Annotated in this window: 15 protein-coding genes; 13 read left to right on the plus strand and 2 right to left on the minus strand. The window is 56.1% G+C overall.

What is annotated here, in order from left to right:
* The first annotated feature begins 79 nt into the window (after window positions 1-79).
* From tauA to tauD, 4 genes are read left to right on the plus strand one after another with little or no spacing between them, the layout of a single operon-like run.
* Complete coding sequence (gene tauA / locus B347_RS0116445; protein WP_019410785.1) at window positions 80-1,060, plus strand: taurine ABC transporter substrate-binding protein; 981 nt, start codon at window positions 80-82, stop codon at window positions 1,058-1,060.
* Window positions 1,061-1,087: 27 nt separating this feature from the next.
* Window positions 1,088-1,882, plus strand: a complete 795-nt coding sequence (tauB, locus tag B347_RS0116450) for a taurine ABC transporter ATP-binding subunit (RefSeq protein ID WP_019410786.1) — start codon at window positions 1,088-1,090, stop codon at window positions 1,880-1,882.
* A complete protein-coding gene (gene tauC / locus B347_RS0116455) occupies window positions 1,879-2,712 on the plus strand; it encodes a taurine ABC transporter permease TauC (RefSeq protein ID WP_019410787.1) in 834 nt (277 codons plus the stop codon). Before tauB ends, tauC begins: the two co-directional genes overlap by 4 nt.
* 55 nt (window positions 2,713-2,767) lie before the next feature.
* Window positions 2,768-3,601 carry a taurine dioxygenase gene (tauD, locus tag B347_RS0116460; protein ID WP_019410788.1) on the plus strand — a complete coding sequence of 278 codons (834 nt, stop codon included), beginning with the start codon at window positions 2,768-2,770 and terminating at the stop codon, window positions 3,599-3,601.
* Between the two features lie 169 nt (window positions 3,602-3,770).
* On the opposite strand, the gene B347_RS0116465 is transcribed toward tauD, so the two are convergent.
* Together B347_RS0116465 and B347_RS0116470 are read right to left on the minus strand one after the other, a co-directional pair.
* The gene (locus B347_RS0116465; protein ID WP_019410789.1) at window positions 3,771-4,415 is read right to left on the minus strand and encodes a TetR/AcrR family transcriptional regulator; all 645 of its coding nucleotides are present in this window, start codon (window positions 4,413-4,415) and stop codon (window positions 3,771-3,773) included.
* Between the two features lie 115 nt (window positions 4,416-4,530).
* Window positions 4,531-5,907, minus strand: coding sequence for a glutamine synthetase family protein (locus B347_RS0116470; protein ID WP_019410790.1), 1,377 nt, complete (start codon window positions 5,905-5,907; stop codon window positions 4,531-4,533).
* Window positions 5,908-6,185: 278 nt separating this feature from the next.
* On the opposite strand from B347_RS0116470, the gene B347_RS0116475 reads away from it, so the two are divergent.
* The 9 genes from B347_RS0116475 to B347_RS0116515 all read left to right on the plus strand — a co-directional run bounded on the left by B347_RS0116475 (window position 6,186) and on the right by B347_RS0116515 (window position 17,293).
* Window positions 6,186-6,962, plus strand: a complete 777-nt coding sequence (locus tag B347_RS0116475; protein WP_019410791.1) for a gamma-glutamyl-gamma-aminobutyrate hydrolase family protein — start codon at window positions 6,186-6,188, stop codon at window positions 6,960-6,962.
* 36 nt (window positions 6,963-6,998) lie between these two features.
* Window positions 6,999-8,357: a glutamine synthetase family protein gene (locus B347_RS0116480; protein ID WP_019410792.1), complete on the plus strand. Its 1,359-nt coding sequence runs from the start codon at window positions 6,999-7,001 to the stop codon at window positions 8,355-8,357.
* A 59-nt stretch (window positions 8,358-8,416) separates the two neighbouring features.
* Window positions 8,417-9,781, plus strand: a complete 1,365-nt coding sequence (locus B347_RS0116485; protein WP_019410793.1) for an aspartate aminotransferase family protein — start codon at window positions 8,417-8,419, stop codon at window positions 9,779-9,781.
* 184 nt (window positions 9,782-9,965) lie between these two features.
* Window positions 9,966-11,078, plus strand: a complete 1,113-nt coding sequence (locus B347_RS0116490) for a polyamine ABC transporter substrate-binding protein (protein WP_019410794.1) — start codon at window positions 9,966-9,968, stop codon at window positions 11,076-11,078.
* Window positions 11,079-11,340: 262 nt separating this feature from the next.
* Complete coding sequence (locus B347_RS0116495; protein WP_019410795.1) at window positions 11,341-12,435, plus strand: polyamine ABC transporter substrate-binding protein; 1,095 nt, start codon at window positions 11,341-11,343, stop codon at window positions 12,433-12,435.
* 69 nt (window positions 12,436-12,504) lie between these two features.
* A complete protein-coding gene (locus tag B347_RS0116500; RefSeq protein ID WP_019410796.1) occupies window positions 12,505-13,647 on the plus strand; it encodes an ABC transporter ATP-binding protein in 1,143 nt (380 codons plus the stop codon).
* On the plus strand, window positions 13,644-14,564 hold the full coding sequence (locus B347_RS0116505; protein WP_026014244.1) for an ABC transporter permease subunit: 921 nt from the start codon (window positions 13,644-13,646) through the stop codon (window positions 14,562-14,564). The genes B347_RS0116500 and B347_RS0116505 overlap by 4 nt, the downstream gene beginning before the upstream one ends.
* Window positions 14,561-15,451: an ABC transporter permease subunit gene (locus B347_RS0116510; protein WP_019410798.1), complete on the plus strand. Its 891-nt coding sequence runs from the start codon at window positions 14,561-14,563 to the stop codon at window positions 15,449-15,451. The genes B347_RS0116505 and B347_RS0116510 overlap by 4 nt, the downstream gene beginning before the upstream one ends.
* Before the next feature lie 309 nt (window positions 15,452-15,760).
* Window positions 15,761-17,293, plus strand: a complete 1,533-nt coding sequence (locus B347_RS0116515) for a T6SS phospholipase effector Tle1-like catalytic domain-containing protein (RefSeq protein WP_192812386.1) — start codon at window positions 15,761-15,763, stop codon at window positions 17,291-17,293.
* Window positions 17,294-17,459 lie beyond the last annotated feature (166 nt).

Raw genomic sequence — 17,459 nt, forward strand, 5'->3', positions numbered from 1 at the left:
AAGTTATTTATTTACTAATTCTTAGATCATTTAACCTCACATCGCGCCGATAACCGGCAGCCTGCTGAGGACTCTCCCGATGAAACTGAACGCCCCCTTACGCCTTTTGGCAGCACTGTCTCTGGCCGGTGCCAGTTTCTTTGCGCAGGCCGCCAACGATGTGACCGTGGCTTATCAAACAACCGTAGACCCGGCCAAAGTCGCACAGGCTGACGGCGCGTACGAGAAAGCCACAGGCGCCAACATCAAATGGCGCAAGTTTGATAACGGCGCGGACATCATTGCCGCCATCGCCTCAGGCGATGTGCAAATCGGTTACTTGGGTTCAAGCCCTCTGACTGCCGCCGTCACACGGAAGGTGCCGGTAGAAACCTTTTTGATCGCCACGCAGATCGGCGGCGCAGAAGCGCTGGTGGTTCGTGACGGCTCGGGCATTAATGGCCCGCAAGACCTGGTCGGCAAAAAAATCGCTGTGCCCTTCGTATCGACCGGCCACTACAGCCTGCTCGCTGCCCTGAAGCACTGGAACATCGAACCCTCGAAAGTGACGATTCTGAACCTCGCGCCACCGGCCATTGTGGCGGCGTGGAAACGCGGTGATATCGACGGCACTTACGTGTGGGACCCCGCCTTGGGCGCAGCCAAAGAGAGCGGCAAAGTGCTGATCACCTCGGGTGAACTGGGCAAGCTCGGCGCTCCGACCTTTGATGCCTGGATCGTGCGCAAGGACTACGCCGCCAAGCACCCGGAAATCGTTAAAGAATTCGCCAAAGTCACCCTGGATGCCTACGCCGACTACCAGAAAGATCCTAAAGCCTGGCTTGCCAACCCAAGCAACGTCGACAAGGTTGTAAAACTGTCCGGCGCGAAGGCAACTGACATTCCAGGCCTGTTAGAAGGCAACGTCTACCCATTGGCGGCTGAACAAGTGGTTCTGCTCGGTGCACCGACCACCAAGGCGCTGACCGACACGGCGGCCTTCTTGAAAGAAGAAGGCAAGGTCGACGCGGTACTGCCGGACTACGCGCCGGCGGTCAACGCCAGCTTCATCACTCAATAATTTACGCCCGCTGAGGAGTCGACCGTCATGGCCTTGTTATCACTGGAGCGCATCAGCGCACAGTACCCAGGCGCAGTTGAGCCGGTGTTGTCGGATATTTCCGTCAATCTCGGACCTCAACAACTGCTGGTCGCACTCGGCCCTTCGGGCAGCGGCAAAACCTCGTTGCTCAACCTGATTGCCGGTTTTGTTGAGCCCAGCGCCGGGCGCATCACCCTCGATGGCGCCCCGGTAAAAGGCCCAAGCGCCGAACGTGGCGTGGTATTTCAGGACGATGTGCTGTTGCCCTGGCAAGACGTGCTGGCCAACGTTGCTTTCGGTCTGGAACTGGCAGGCATTGCGCGTGACAAACGCGAAGCGCGCGCCCGTGAAATGCTCTCTCTGGTGGACTTGTCGGGCTTTGAAAAGCGTCGCGTGTGGGAGCTTTCAGGCGGCCAGAAACAACGTGTGGGCCTAGCCCGCGCCTTGGCTGCTGACCCGCGCGTGCTACTGATGGATGAACCTTTCGGCGCCCTCGATGCCTTCACCCGCGAACAGATGCAAGAGCTGCTGTTGCAGGTGTGCAAGCGCACCGACAAGCCGGTGTTTCTGATTACCCACGACATCGAAGAGGCCGTATTTCTGGCCACTGACCTGATTCTGCTGGCGCCTAACCCTGGCCGAATTGTTGAACGCCTGACCTTGGATTTTGGCCGACGTTACAACGCCGGCGAGTCGGCTCGCTCGATTAAATCTGACCCTCGCTTTATTGAAACCCGTGAGCACGTGCTTGCGCGCGTGTTTTCACAACGTGGTGCCGCTCAGCGGCAGGAGCGCGCATGAGCAGCTATGAAGCCGTTGCAGCCCCCATTGCTGCACTCCATGCGCCGCGCCCGGTAAAGCGTAGTTTGAGCACGCGCTGGATCAGCGTTATTACTCTGGTCACATTAATCGCCACGTGGTGGGCCGTCACGGCGGCCGGTTTGATTGAACCGCTGTTTTTGCCGCCGCCGTCAGCCGTGCTGGAAAAAGGCTGGTTACTGGCGACCAAAGGCTACATGGACTCAACGTTGTGGCAGCACTTGGGCGCGAGCCTTAGCCGTATTGGTCTGGGCTTGGGCTTTGCGATTCTGACCGCCGTACCGGTGGGTATTGCGATTGGCCACAACCGTATTGCACGCGGCATTTTCGACCCGCTAATTGAGTTCTATCGCCCGATTCCGCCGTTAGCTTATTTGCCGCTGATTGTGATCTGGTGCGGCATTGGCGAACTGTCGAAAGTGTTGCTGATTTACTTGGCGATTTTTGCCCCGATTGCGATTGCGACCGCCACTGGCGTACGCACTGTCGACCCCGCAAAAGTTCGTGCTGCACAGTCGTTGGGCGCCACCCGCTGGCAGTTAATTCGCCACGTGATTTTGCCCAGCGCCTTGCCAGATATTTTGACCGGCGTGCGTATTGGTCTGGGGGTTGGCTGGTCGACACTGGTGGCCGCCGAGCTGATCGCAGCCACCAGCGGCCTGGGTTTTATGGTGCAGTCCGCGGCGCAGTTTTTAGTCACCGACGTGGTGGTTCTGGGGATTTTGGTGATCGCCATCATCGCCTTCGCCATGGAAATGGGCCTACGCGCCCTGCAACGAAAGCTGGTGCCGTGGCACGGCCAGGCTCACTAACGACTTCGAATACACATCGACGCTGATTAATCAGCGCGCAGATAACGAGATGACCATGAGCCTGACCATTACCCCTATTAGCGCTGCCCTGGGCGCCCAGATTGACGGCGTTGATCTGACCCAGCCACTCAGCCTGGAATACCGCGATGCCATCGAACAAGCGCTGCTGGTGCACCAGGTCATATTCTTCAGAAATCAGCCCGTGACGCCACAGCAACAGGCGCGCTTCGCGGCCAATTTTGGTGACCTGCACATTCACCCGATCTACCCCAACGTGCCGGAACAACCTGAAGTGCTGGTGCTGGACACGGCCGTTACCGACGTACGTGACAACGCGGTATGGCACACCGACGTGACCTTTTTGCCGACGCCTGCACTGGGTGCAGTATTGAGTGCCAAACAGTTACCGGCGTTCGGCGGCGACACGTTATGGGCCAGCGGCATTGCGGCATTTGAAGGGTTGTCCAAACCACTGCAAGTATTGCTACACGGTTTGACTGCAACGCACGACTTCACCCAATCGTTCCCGCTGGAACGCTTTGGTTCGACCCCGGAAGACTTGGCGCGCTGGGAGCAAACCCGCAAAAACAACCCGCCGCTGTCGCATCCCGTGATTCGTACGCACCCGGTGAGCGGGCGCAAAGCGCTGTTCGTCAACGAAGGGTTCACTACGCGAATCAATGAGCTTTCAGGCCTGGAAAGCGAGGCGATCTTGAAGCTGCTGTTTGCTCACGCGACCCGTCCCGAGTACACCATTCGCTGGCGCTGGCAGGAAAACGACGTAGCGTTTTGGGACAACCGCGTAACCCAGCACTACGCCGTGGACGACTACCGCCCGAACCGCCGCGTGATGCACCGTGCGACCATTTTGGGTGATGTACCGTTTTGATTTGAAAGCGGCGCACGTAGCTGCCCCTCACCCCAGCCCTCTCCCGAGGGAGAGGGAGCTTTACCGGGGTGTTCTGAGGGGCAGTGCATGGCTTGCAGGCCGCAGAACATCTACAACATCCCCCGATCGGTTCCTTCTCCCTCCGGGAGAGGGCTAGGGTGAGGGAGCTTTACGGTTGTCGTTTTGGCAAAAAAGGCGGCAAGTACAACCCCAAATACGCATCAAACACGCGCTGCCCTTCTTCGGCCATGCGCGGGGTGATGCTGTCGTGCAACTGAATCGAGCGCGCGTATACCCGATCCCCCAACTCCATCGCCAGCGCAAACACGTCCACGTCCTGTGGCAATGCCGGCAATTCAAAATGACGCATAAACAACGCGTGCATCAGTTGCCCAAGTTCAAGGTCGTGCTGACGATCTGCCCGCGTCACTTCGGTCAGCCCGTGCTGGGCCAAAATCAATTGCCGGGCTGCCGCATCTTCGCTGTAGATCGACAGCATGCGCCGCTCAACGATGTATGACAGGTCATGCCAGGTGTTCAGGCTTTCGTGGGCGATGGGCGCTTGCAGGCACGCGCGAAAAGCAGCATGCACATCGCCGGTCAGCGCTTCGAGCAAGGCGGGCACACTGGCAAAAAAGTGATAGACCGAAGAAGGCGGGATTTCAGCGCGCTCGGCCACGCTGTAGATCGACAGGCTGGACACCCCTTCCGCCGCCAGCAAGGTGCGGGCAGCGGCGAGTATAGAATCGATTCGGCCTTGGCTGCGTGCACGGGATTTGCGAGGGGTTACTCGTGGGGTGGCGAGGCGCGTCATGGGTGTCTCCTGCAGGGCAGCAGGCATTGTACGAGCCGCGCGAGCGGATTGCACAGGCATAAAAAAACGCCGCTGGCAGTTAAGCCGGCGGCGTTTTTATGAGCGCTGCAATCGCTTACACGGTATGCAGGTACCAGTTGTATTCGAGGTCGGAGATGGAGTGTTCAAACTCTTCCAGCTCGCTCTCTTTACAGGCTACAAAGATGTCGATGTATTTCGGATCAATGTATTTGGCCATGACTTCGCTGTCATCCAACTCACGCAAAGCATCACGCAGGTTGTTTGGCAGGCTTTGCTCATTTTGCTCGTAGCTGTTGCCTTCAACCGGAGCGCCCGGCTCGATTTTGTTGGTCAGACCGTGGTGAACACCCGCCAGAACAGACGCCATCAACAGGTACGGGTTGGCATCGGCACCGGCAACGCGGTGTTCAATGCGAACGGCATCAGAGGAGCCGGTCGGTACGCGGATCGCGACCGTACGGTTGTCCAGCCCCCAGCACGGCGAGTTCGGCACGTAGAACTGTGCGCCAAAACGACGGTAGGAGTTGACGTTAGGGCAAAGGAACGCCATCTGCGCCGGTAGGGTCTCCAGCACACCGCCGATCGCGTGACGCAATGCGGCGTTCTGCTCGGGATCCTCGCTGGCAAAAATATTTTTGCCCTCTTTGTCCAGAATCGAAATGTGAACGTGTAGTCCGTTGCCCGCCTGGCCTGGGTAAGGCTTGGCCATGAAGGTGGTATCCATTTCATGGTCGTAGGCGATGTTTTTGATCAAACGCTTGAGCAGTACCGCGTAGTCGCAGGCCTTGATCGGGTCGGCAACGTGGTGCAGGTTCACTTCGAACTGCGCCGGGGCACTTTCTTTAACGATGGCGTCAGCCGGGATGCCTTGCTCTTTCGCACCTTCCAGAATGTCCTGGAGGCAGTCGACGTATTCGTCGAGGTCGTCGATCAGGTAAACCTGTGTCGAATGCGGGCGTTTGCCAGAAATCGGCGAACGTGGCGGTTGTGGGCGGCCGTTTACGTTCTCCTGATCGATCAGGTAGAACTCAAGCTCAAAGGCTGCGCAGATAGTCAGGCCTAGATCGTCAAATTTGGTAACAACTTGACGCAGCACTTCGCGCGGGTCGGCGAAGAAAGGTTCACCTTCAAGTTCGTGCATGGTCATCAGCAGTTGCGCGGTTGGGCGCTTTTGCCACGGCTCATTGCACAGGGTGTCAGGGATTGGATAACAGATTCGGTCTGCGTCACCGATGTCCAGACCCAGACCGGTGCTTTCCACCGTTGAGCCGTTGATATCCAGAGCAAATAAAGAGGCCGGCAGGTTGATGCCTTTCTCGTAAACCTTGTGGAGACTGGTGCGTTCAATGCGCTTACCGCGCACCACACCATTCATATCCGCAATTAGAAGGTCAACGTACAGAACCTCAGGATGTTCCTTAAGGAACGCGTTCGCTTCATTCAGCTGAACGGCACGCGGGGGTACCGACATGATGCAACACCTTTGTTGTTAAAAATATCAATCATTGAGCGCTACGGGTTTCAGTCAACCCGAACGGCATACCGAAGTCAAGCAGCCTCTTTTTTGCCCTAAAAAAGCGCTTAAAGGGCATTTTTGACGCATTTTAGGGCGAATTTCGCCCTTATAACGTTGTAGCACCCGCAGGCTTGAGCGGGGCGTGTTGTATTTTTTACGGGGGTGTTGTGTAAAAAAATGAACGAGGCTAAGCTCGATTCAAACCCATAACAGCAATAATACCGGGGTGTTACATGTCACGCCTGCCGTTAATCGGCGTCACCGCCTGCACCAAGCAGATCGGTTTGCATCCTTATCACATCACTGGCGATAAGTACGTGCGAGCAGTCGCGGTGGCAGCCAAAGGCTTGCCTCTGATCCTTCCGTCACTGGCGGAACTGATTGATCCGACCAATATTCTGGACAGTCTGGACGGCCTGCTTTTTACCGGATCACCCTCCAATATCGAACCTCATTTGTATCACGGCCCTGCCAGCGAACCTGGCACGTTGCATGATCCTGACCGTGATCGAACCACCCTCCCCCTGATTCGCGCTGCTCTGGCAGCAGGCGTTCCGGTGCTCGGCATTTGCCGGGGCTTTCAAGAATTGAATGTAGCCCTGGGTGGCTCACTTCACCAGAAATTGCACGAAGTCGAAGGCTTTATCGAGCACCGCGAAGACCCCAGCGCACCGGTCGAGGTGCAGTACGGCCCGAGCCACACCATGCACGTTCAGCCGGGTGGAGTGCTGGCAGGTTTGGGCTTGCCGACCGAGTTTGAGGTCAACTCGATTCACACCCAGGGCGTTGACCAATTAGCCCCAGGGCTGCGGGTTGAAGCCCTCGCACCGGACGGCTTGGTCGAAGCGGTCTCGGTGCAAGACGGCAAGGCTTTTGCTTTAGCTGTTCAATGGCACCCTGAATGGCAGGTAAGCTCTAACCCGATTTACCTCGCCATCTTCCAGGCATTTGGAGATGCCTGCAGACGGCGCGCAACACAACGCGACGCCGATGCGTCAGTAAACGCCTGACTTATTCAAGTCAGGAAACTCAGCCCAGAGGCATTTATGAGTAACAACCTCGACCAGCTCACCGATTGGTTGAAAGACCACAAGATCACAGAAGTCGAATGCATGATCGCCGACCTTACCGGGATTACTCGCGGGAAGATTTCGCCGACCAACAAGTTCATTGCTGAAAAAGGCATGCGCCTGCCCGAAAGCGTATTGCTGCAAACCGTTACCGGCGACTATGTCGAAGACGACATCTATTACGAGCTACTCGATCCGGCAGACATCGACATGGTCTGCCGTCCCGATCAGAACGCAGTATTTCTCGTGCCGTGGGCCATCGAGCCAACCGCTCAGGTGATTCACGACACCTACGACAAGCAGGGCAACCCGATTGAGTTGTCACCGCGCAACGTGCTTAAAAAGGTCCTCAAACTCTATGCCGACCACGGCTGGCAGCCGATCGTGGCGCCAGAAATGGAGTTTTACCTGACCAAGCGCAGCGACGACCCGGACTACCCGTTGCAGCCGCCAGTAGGTCGCTCAGGCCGTCCAGAAACGGGCCGTCAGTCGTTCTCTATTGAAGCCGCCAACGAATTCGACCCGCTGTTTGAAGACGTTTACGACTGGTGCGAACTGCAAGAACTGGATCTGGACACCCTGATCCACGAAGACGGCACAGCGCAGATGGAAATCAACTTCCGTCACGGCGACGCGTTGTCGCTGGCCGACCAGATTCTGGTGTTCAAACGCACCATGCGTGAAGCCGCGCTCAAGCACGACGTCGCCGCAACATTCATGGCTAAACCCATGACCGGTGAGCCGGGCAGCGCGATGCATTTACACCAAAGCATCATCGACATCGCAACGGGCAAAAACGTCTTCTCTAATGAAGACGGCACCATGAGCCAACTGTTCCTTAATCACATCGGCGGCCTGCAGAAGTTCATTCCTGAGCTGCTGCCTCTGTTTGCGCCGAACGTGAACTCTTTCCGCCGCTTCCTGCCTGACACCTCAGCGCCGGTAAACGTGGAATGGGGCGAAGAAAACCGCACCGTGGGCCTGCGTGTGCCCGATGCTGGGCCGCAAAACCGCCGTGTCGAAAACCGCTTGCCGGGCGCCGACGCCAACCCGTACCTGGCCATTGCTGCCAGCTTGCTGTGTGGCTACATCGGCATGGTCGAAGGCATCAACCCAAGCGCGCCAGTAGTGGGCCGCGGATATGAGCGCCGCAACCTGCGCCTACCGCTGACCATTGAAGACGCGCTGGAGCGGATGGAAAACAGCAAGACCGTCGAGAAGTACCTCGGCACCAAGTTCATCACCGGCTACGTCGCGGTAAAACGTGCCGAACATGAAAATTTCAAGCGCGTCATCAGTTCGTGGGAGCGGGAATTCCTGCTGTTCGCCGTCTGACACGCCGGGTGTCGCTGCACCGGGAGCGGCGACACCCCAACTGAATAAAGGAGAGCTGTATGACTAGCAAAACCCCGCAAACCCTCGAATGGCAACAACTGAGCAACGACCATCACTTGGCACCGTTCAGCGACTTCAAGCAATTGAAAGAAGTCGGCCCGCGCATCATCACTCACGCCAAAGGCGTGTACCTGTGGGACAGCGAAGGGCACAAGATTCTCGACGGCATGGCCGGCCTGTGGTGTGTTGCCATTGGTTATGGACGTGACGAACTGGCCGATGCGGCCAGCAAGCAAATGCGCGAACTGCCGTACTACAACCTGTTTTTCATGACCGCCCACCCGCCGGTTCTTGAGCTGTCCAAGGCCATCGCTGACATCGCGCCAGAAGGCATGAACCACGTGTTTTTCACGGGTTCCGGCTCTGAAGGCAACGACACGATGCTGCGCATGGTTCGCCACTACTGGGCGATCAAAGGCCAGCCGAACAAAAAAGTCATCATCAGCCGCAAAAACGGTTACCACGGTTCGACCGTGGCCGGCGCCAGCTTGGGCGGCATGACCTATATGCACGAACAGGGTGACTTGCCGATTCCGGGCATCACGCACATCGCGCAACCGTACTGGTTTGCTGAAGGCGGCGACATGTCGCCAGAAGAGTTCGGCATCTTCGCAGCCAATCAGTTGGAAGAACGCATCCTAGAAATCGGCGTCGACAATGTGGGGGCCTTTATTGCCGAGCCGATTCAGGGCGCTGGCGGCGTCATTATTCCGCCAGATACCTACTGGCCGCGTATCAAAGAGATCCTGGCCAAGTACGATATTTTGTTCGTGGCCGATGAAGTGATCTGCGGCTTTGGCCGCACAGGTGAGTGGTTCGGTAGCGATTTCTACGGCCTCAAGCCAGACATGATGACCATCGCCAAAGGCCTGACTTCGGGTTACATCCCTATGGGTGGCCTGATCGTGCGCGACGAAGTGGTGGCGGTGCTCAACGAAGGCGGCGATTTCAACCACGGTTTCACCTATTCAGGTCACCCGGTTGCCGCCGCCGTGGCGCTGGAAAACATCCGCATTCTGCGCGAAGAAAAAATTATCGAGAACGTGCACAACGAAACGGCACCGTATTTGCAAAAGCGTTTACGCGAACTGAACGATCACCCGTTGGTGGGCGAAGTCCGCGGTGTGGGTCTGTTGGGCGCCATTGAATTGGTGCAAGACAAAGCCACTCGCAAACGCTATGAAGGCCGCGGCGTTGGCATGATCTGCCGACAATTCTGCTTTGATAACGGCCTGATCATGCGTGCCGTGGGCGACACCATGATCATTGCGCCACCGCTGGTGATCAGCAAAGACGAGATCGATGAGCTGGTGACCAAGGCTCGCAAGTGCCTAGACCTGACTTTGGAAGCACTGCAAAGTTAACTGCTAGGCTCTGAGCGCAAGGCAACTGCACTTTTAATGTAGGCAATTGCGCTTAGAGCCTTAGGAATCAAGGCTCTTCCCTTGAAAGCCTGCCCCGGATCTTGCCAGACTAGCCGCCAGCTTTGGTTAACCTGACAACAGGTCACTAAATCGGTGGTTTAAAAGAACAATTGGAGCATTACAGATGAAGGCATCAGGTTTTAAAAAAGCGGGCATGACCCTTCTCGCCCTGTCCTTGATGGGTGTGATGGCCGGGGCAGCACAGGCAGCCGATAAAGTGCTGCACGTTTACAACTGGTCCGATTACATTGCACCCGATACCGTCAAAAAGTTTGAAGACAAGACCGGTATCAAAGTGGTGTACGACGTGTTCGACAGCAACGAGACCCTTGAGGCCAAATTGCTCGCGGGCAAGTCCGGCTACGACATCGTCGTGCCGTCCAACAATTTTCTGGCCAAGCAGATCAAGGCAGGGGTTTACCAAGAGCTGGACAAGTCCAAGCTGCCTAACTGGAAAAACCTAGACCCTGCGTTGCTCAAAGCCGTTGGCGATGCCAGTGACCCAGGCAACAAATATGCGTTCCCGTACATGTGGGGCACTATTGGCATCGGCTACAACCCTGAGAAGGTCAAAGCCGCTCTGGGCGTCGACACCATTGATTCTTGGGATGTGATCTTCAAGCCTGAGAACATCGAGAAGCTGAAAAAATGTGGCGTGAGTGTGCTCGACTCGCCGACCGAAATGCTGCCAGCGGCGCTGCATTACTTGGGCTTACCGACCAACAGCCAGAAAAAAGAAGATTTGCAGAAAGCTGAAGAGCTGTACCTCAAGGTTCGCCCTTCGATTGCCTACTTCCACTCCTCCAAATACATCTCTGACTTGGCCAACGGCAACATCTGCGTCGCCGTGGGTTACTCGGGCGACCTGGAGCAATCCATCACCCGCGCTAAAGAAGCCGGAGACAAGGTCAAACTCAAGTACACCATCCCTAAAGAAGGTGCGGGTAGCTTCTACGACATGGTCGCCATCCCTAAAGATGCCGAAAACGTCGATGCTGCTTACGCTTGGATGAACTACCTGTTGGAACCAGAGGTGATGGCTGAGATCACTAACAGCGTGCGTTTCCCGAACGGTAACAAGGCTGCAACACCACTCGTGAATAAAGACATCTCGGGTGATCCGAGCATTTATCCATCAGACGAAGTGAAAGAGCACTTGTACGCGATCAGTGACCTGCCGCCAGCCACCTTGCGCTTGTTGACTCGCAGCTGGACCAAAATCAAGTCCGGTAAGTAAGAGACTGTAGTCGCTGCCGAAGGCTGCGAAGGGTTGCGGAGCAACCCGTTTCTTGAAGTCCCCACGGACCTCATCGCAGCCTGCGGCAGCGACTACAAAATTCAGGCTATACCGATAAAAATCCGGGATTTAAGTCAATAAATCGCAGAAAACTTTGCTGTGCAGGTTTATCGAGGGTAAGTTGCGCGCCGGTTTTGTCTTTGGCGGCTCAGCTGCCGTGTGACGCGGGCAATTCAGGCCCAACTATTTAGAGGACCACCACGTGTCTATTTCTTTGTTTCGCAAGACCTTGATGGTCGGAGCTGGTTTGACGCTTGCCGTCAGCGTACAAGCGGCACCCACTGTGCACATTTATAACTGGTCGGACTACATCGCACCGAACACCCTGGCCGACTTCGAAAAGGCCACCGGGATCAAACCGGTGTATGACGTGTTTGACTCCAACGAAACCTTGGAAGGCAAGCTGCTAGCTGGCCGTACCGGTTATGACGTGGTCGTTCCGTCTAACCATTTCCTGGGCAAACAGATCAAAGCGGGCGCGTTCCAAAAGCTCGACAAGTCGCAGTTGCCCAACTATTCCAACCTGGACCCAGCCTTGCTCAAGCGCCTTGAGCAAAACGACCCAGGCAACCTGTATGCCGTGCCGTACCTGTGGGGCACCAATGGCATCGGTTACAACGTCGATAAGGTCAAAGAAGTCCTTGGCGTCGACAAAATCGATTCTTGGGACGTGGTCTTCAAACCCGAGAACATGAAGAAGCTGACCCAATGTGGTGTGGCCTTCCTGGATTCAGCCGATGAAATGATGCCGACCGTGCTCAATTATCTGGGCCTGGACGCCAACAGCACCAACCCAAAAGACTACAAAAAAGCTGAAGAAACTCTGTTGTCGGTGCGTCCTTACGTCACCTACTTCCACTCTTCCAAATACATCTCCGACCTCGCCAACGGCAACATCTGCGTTGCGATTGGTTTCTCGGGTGATGTATTCCAAGCCAAGGCGCGCGCCGCCGAAGCTAAAAAGGGCGTCAACATCGCCTACATCGTTCCCAAGGAAGGCGGCGCCCTGTGGTTTGACATGCTCGCGATTCCAAAAGACTCCAGCAACGTCAAGGAAGCCCACGCATTCATCAACTACCTGCTCAAGCCTGAAGTGATCGCTCAGGTCAGTGATTATGTTGGCTATGCCAACCCCAATCCTGCATCCGACAAGGTGATGGATGAGTCCATTCGTACCGACAAAGCGGTTTACCCAACCCAAGCGGTGCTGGACAAGACTTACGTTTCGACCGAACTACCCTCGAACATCCAGCGTCTGATGACGCGTTCGTGGACCAAGGTCAAGACGGGTAAATAGCTCGCAAGACCACCTATCCAAGGCCTGAGCATCTTGTTCGGGCTGCTAAATTTGTTGGGAGTTTCGTAAATGGCTGTTGCCTCCGGCGCCTATAAGAAAGCCCTCGAGGGCGACCAGACACCTAAACAGGTGCTGGTCAAAATCGACCGGGTCACGAAAAAATTCGACGAGACGATTGCCGTGGACGACGTGTCCCTGGAAATCAACAAAGGCGAAATCTTCGCCTTGCTCGGCGGATCGGGTTCGGGCAAATCCACCTTGCTGCGTATGCTCGCCGGTTTCGAGCGCCCAACAGAAGGTCGTATTTTCCTGGATGGCGTAGACATCACAGACATGCCGCCCTACGAGCGGCCGATCAACATGATGTTTCAGTCCTACGCCCTGTTCCCGCACATGACCGTGGCTCAAAACATCGCTTTCGGCCTTAAGCAGGACAAGATGTCCGGCGCCGAGATAGATGCCCGCGTGAGCGAAATGCTCAAGCTGGTACACATGACCCAGTACGCCAAGCGCAAGCCGCATCAATTGTCTGGCGGTCAGCGCCAGCGTGTGGCCTTGGCCCGCTCGCTGGCCAAACGCCCAAAATTGCTGCTGCTCGACGAGCCGATGGGAGCACTGGACAAAAAACTGCGCTCGCAGATGCAACTCGAACTGGTGGAAATCATCGAACGCGTTGGCGTGACCTGCGTCATGGTGACTCACGATCAGGAAGAGGCCATGACCATGGCCCAACGCATCGCGATCATGCACCTGGGCTGGATCGCCCAGATCGGCAGCCCGATCGACATCTATGAAACCCCGGTCAGCCGTCTGGTGTGTGAGTTCATCGGCAACGTCAACCTGTTCGAAGGTGAAGTGGTCGACGACGCCGAAGGTTACGCGCGCATCAATTGCCCGGAGCTGGAGAACGACATTTACGTCGGTCACGGCGTGACCACCTCGGTGGAAGACAAACACACCACCTACGCGATTCGGCCGGAAAAAATGCTGGTCACCACCGAAAAGCCGACCTACGAATACAACTGGTCACGCGGCAAGGTGCACGACATCGCCTACCTGGGCGGGCACTCGGTGTTCTACGTCGAATTGCCGAGCGGCAAACTGGTGCAATCATTCGTGGCCAACGCCGAACGCCGTGGCGCACGCCCGACTTGGGACGATGAAGTCTACGTGTGGTGGGAAGACGACAGCGGCGTGGTACTGCGCTCATGAACATGCGAAAGCTTAAACGCCGACTGCAACGAATAACCCCCGGTGGCCGCCATATGGTCATCGGGATTCCATTCCTGTGGCTGTTTCTGTTTTTCATGCTGCCGTTCTTCATCGTTTTGAAGATCAGCTTTGCTGAGGCAGACATCGCGATTCCGCCTTACACCGAGATCTACAGCTACGTTGACCAGAAAATTCAGCTGCTGCTGAACCTGAGCAACTACGCCATGTTGGGCGACGATGAGTTGTACATCGCCGCTTACCTGGGCTCGCTGAAGATGGCCTTCTTCAGCACGCTGTTGTGCCTGCTGATCGGTTATCCGATGGCTTACGCCATCGCCAATGCGCGCAAAGAGATGCAGACCGTATTGGTGCTGCTGATCATGATGCCGACCTGGACCGCGATCCTGATCCGCGTTTACGCGTGGATGGGCATCCTCAGCAATAACGGGTTGCTCAATGGCTTCTTGATGTCGATGGGCTGGATCGACCAACCCGTGCAAATCCTCAATACCAACATTGCGGTGTATATCGGCGTCGTGTACTCGTACCTGCCGTTTATGATCCTGCCGCTGTACGCCAACCTGGTAAAACACGACCACAGCCTGCTGGAAGCCGCGTCTGACCTGGGTTCGAGCACCTTCAACAGCTTCTGGAAAATCACCGTTCCGCTGTCAAAGAACGGCATCATCGCTGGCTGCATGCTGGTGTTTATCCCGGTAGTAGGTGAGTTCGTGATCCCGGAACTGCTGGGCGGCCCGGAAACCCTGATGATCGGTAAAGTGTTGTGGCAAGAGTTCTTCAACAACCGTGACTGGCCGGTAGCCTCTGCGCTTGCCGTGGTCATGCTGGCGATCCTGATCGTGCCCATCATTCTGTTCAACCGCAGCCAGGCTAAAGAGCTGGAGGGCAAGATATGAACCGCATCCGTTTCTCTAGCTTTATGTTGGTGGCGGGGTTGTTATTCATCTACCTGCCGATGCTGATCCTGGTGATCTACTCCTTCAACGCCTCCAAACTGGTGACGGTATGGGGCGGCTGGTCTTTGAAGTGGTACACCGGTTTGCTCGACAACACCCAACTGATGGGCTCGGTCATGCGCTCGCTGGAAATCGCCTGCTACACGGCGATTGCAGCGGTGGCGCTGGGCACATTGGCGGCGTTCGTGCTGACGCGCATCAGCCACTTCAAGGGCCGCACACTGTTCGGCGGCTTGGTGACAGCGCCGCTGGTGATGCCAGAGGTAATCACCGGTCTGTCGCTGTTACTGCTGTTCGTGGCCATGGCGCAGATGATTGGCTGGCCGCAAGAACGCGGCATTGTCACCATCTGGATCGCTCACACCACGTTCTGTGCGGCCTACGTGGCGGTCGTGGTGTCGGCGCGTCTGCGTGAGCTGGACCTGTCGATCGAAGAAGCGGCCATGGACCTAGGCGCCAAGCCTTGGAAAGTGTTCTTTTTGATCACCATCCCGATGATCGCGCCATCGCTGGCAGCGGGCGCCATGATGTCCTTTGCCCTGTCGCTGGACGACTTGGTACTGGCAAGCTTCGTGTCCGGCCCGGGTTCCACCACCTTGCCGATGGAAGTGTTCTCGGCGGTACGTCTGGGGGTTAAACCTGAGATCAACGCTGTGGCCAGTTTGATCCTGCTGGCAGTGTCGCTGGTGACCTTCTTGGTGTGGTTCTTCAGCCGTCGCGCCGAAGAACACCGCAAAAAGGCCATCCAGCAAGCCATCGAAGAATCGGCGGCAGAGTCCTGGAAACAACCTGATGTACGGCGTCCACAAACGCCAAACGTGGTTTAAGACAGCACCCTGAAAAACCTCGCCTCCTTTTCACAGGAGGCGAGGTTTTTTTATGGATTTTTTTCGTGGAAGCTGCCGCAGGCTGTGCGCTATCGATTGTTAAATCGATCGCAAACTGCGGCAACTCCTACGCCAAAACCATCTTTGCCCTTCGCAATATTGCCGCCCACTCCTACATCCATCTTCGCCCCACCTGCCTAGAGTTCAGCCTCTTAAATTGGCGAAAGGACTCATATGGCTAACAAAGGTGGACCCACCCAAATCTGGCGGCATGTCGGTGGCGAAGGGGGCTACAAATACCTCGATGACATGACCCCAAAAGAGCTGGCCGCCCAAGAGGCCGAGCACCGCAGCTATGACCACATTGCGGCTGCCGATGCCGCTAGCCACAAAAGGGGGTTCGAGTATTGCGAGCAACAACAGCGCGAAGAGCGCGCCAGAAAGTTCGATCTGAACCTGCGCATTGGAGTGTTCTTCGACGGCACTAACAATAACGCCAGCAACTCCGAACTGGGCCAGCGGTGCGGCGCCCACCACCCCGTGCGAGCGCAAGATCTGGACGGCAGCTGTAAGCCCTACATGGCCGATCCCAAGGGCAGTTATGGAAATGATCCGAGCAATATTGCCAAGTTGTTTGATTTGTATGAACCCGCGCAAGAGTTAGTTGGAGCAAGCAAAAGTAGAAAGATTTACCGCAAACGATATATAGACGGAATCGGTACACAAGCCGCTGAAAAAGACATCTTTCTGGGCGTAAGCACCGGTCGCGGCGAAACCGGTGTGGAGCAAAGGGTAGGGCAAACATTTGCAAGCCTGTTGCGACTGATGAACGAACTCTATAAAGATCACCCAGACGCAGAAATAAGCACCATAACCTTTGATATTTTTGGCTTTAGCCGAGGAGCGGCCGCCGCCCGGCATTTTTCCGATCATATCGCAAGCGGTCGTAACGGCCTCTGGGGTGAGGTCCTACGCAGCACCAAAGCCAAGTTCAGTTGCTCTTTCACGCACGACTTTCACACCGTCTCTTTTGGATTTGTCGGGTTGTTTGACACGGTCGCCTCTGTTATCGGATGGGATAATTTTGGCAATTTAAGCAGCCGCCATATTCCCCGCCTGCAACTTTACCTGTGGCCAAACGCAATACAAAACGTAGTGCAATTGGCCGCCCGAGATGAAAAACGTTTTAATTTCGCACTCAGTGAAGTCGGCCCAGACCATCTCGAAATCACCCTACCTGGCGTGCATTCGGATCTGGGGGGTGGCTATCTGGCCCTCACCCAAGAAGAATTAATGGTCACACCGATGCAGGCACTCGACGTATCCATCGATAGGGACGTCACTGACACCTCCATTTACCGCGAGGCTCTAGACGCGAAAGCCTGCTGGATTGCCGAAGGCTGGCCTGCTGACATGCTACATATCGTCACCCCACAAGCCGCGCATATTGAAGGGCAGGATGGCCTACTACCTGAACGCAAACGAGTCTATGCCGGGCTGCAAATCAAACGCGAAGTCCGAGGTGAACTGTCACGGGTGTATTTACGGGTAATGCATGCACTGGCCAAGGCCAAGGGAGTACCGTTCGACGATATACCGGCCAAACTTGAATACCAGATACCAGAAGAGCTACAACCCCTTTGCGACAGGTTTGTCGCTGGCGATTACAGCACCACCCCGTCCGAGGAGGGGCTGCTGCGCCAGCGCTATATCCATACATCGGCACATTGGAATCACCCTTTCGGAAATACCACAGTCCGTGGCTTAACGCTGATCTACATCAACTCGCCTATGGAAGGCGGGGTGCGCGTTCGCCACCCTCATGTGTATGAGCCATGGTGATTGCCATGAAACAGCTTAGAACCCTTAGTGTGCTGTTGTGCTTATTGATGCTTGCCGCCTGTAAACACGACCCGCTGTCGGGTGCAAACGACCCTAAAAGCGATTCGTGGGATCTGGACTACGCAGGCCCTCGCTATATGGTTGGCTGGGTTGAGCAGATCATCGT

It is taken from the genome of Pseudomonas psychrophila HA-4, assembly GCF_000282975.1.
Taxonomy (GTDB): Bacteria; Pseudomonadota; Gammaproteobacteria; order Pseudomonadales; family Pseudomonadaceae; genus Aquipseudomonas; species Aquipseudomonas psychrophila_A.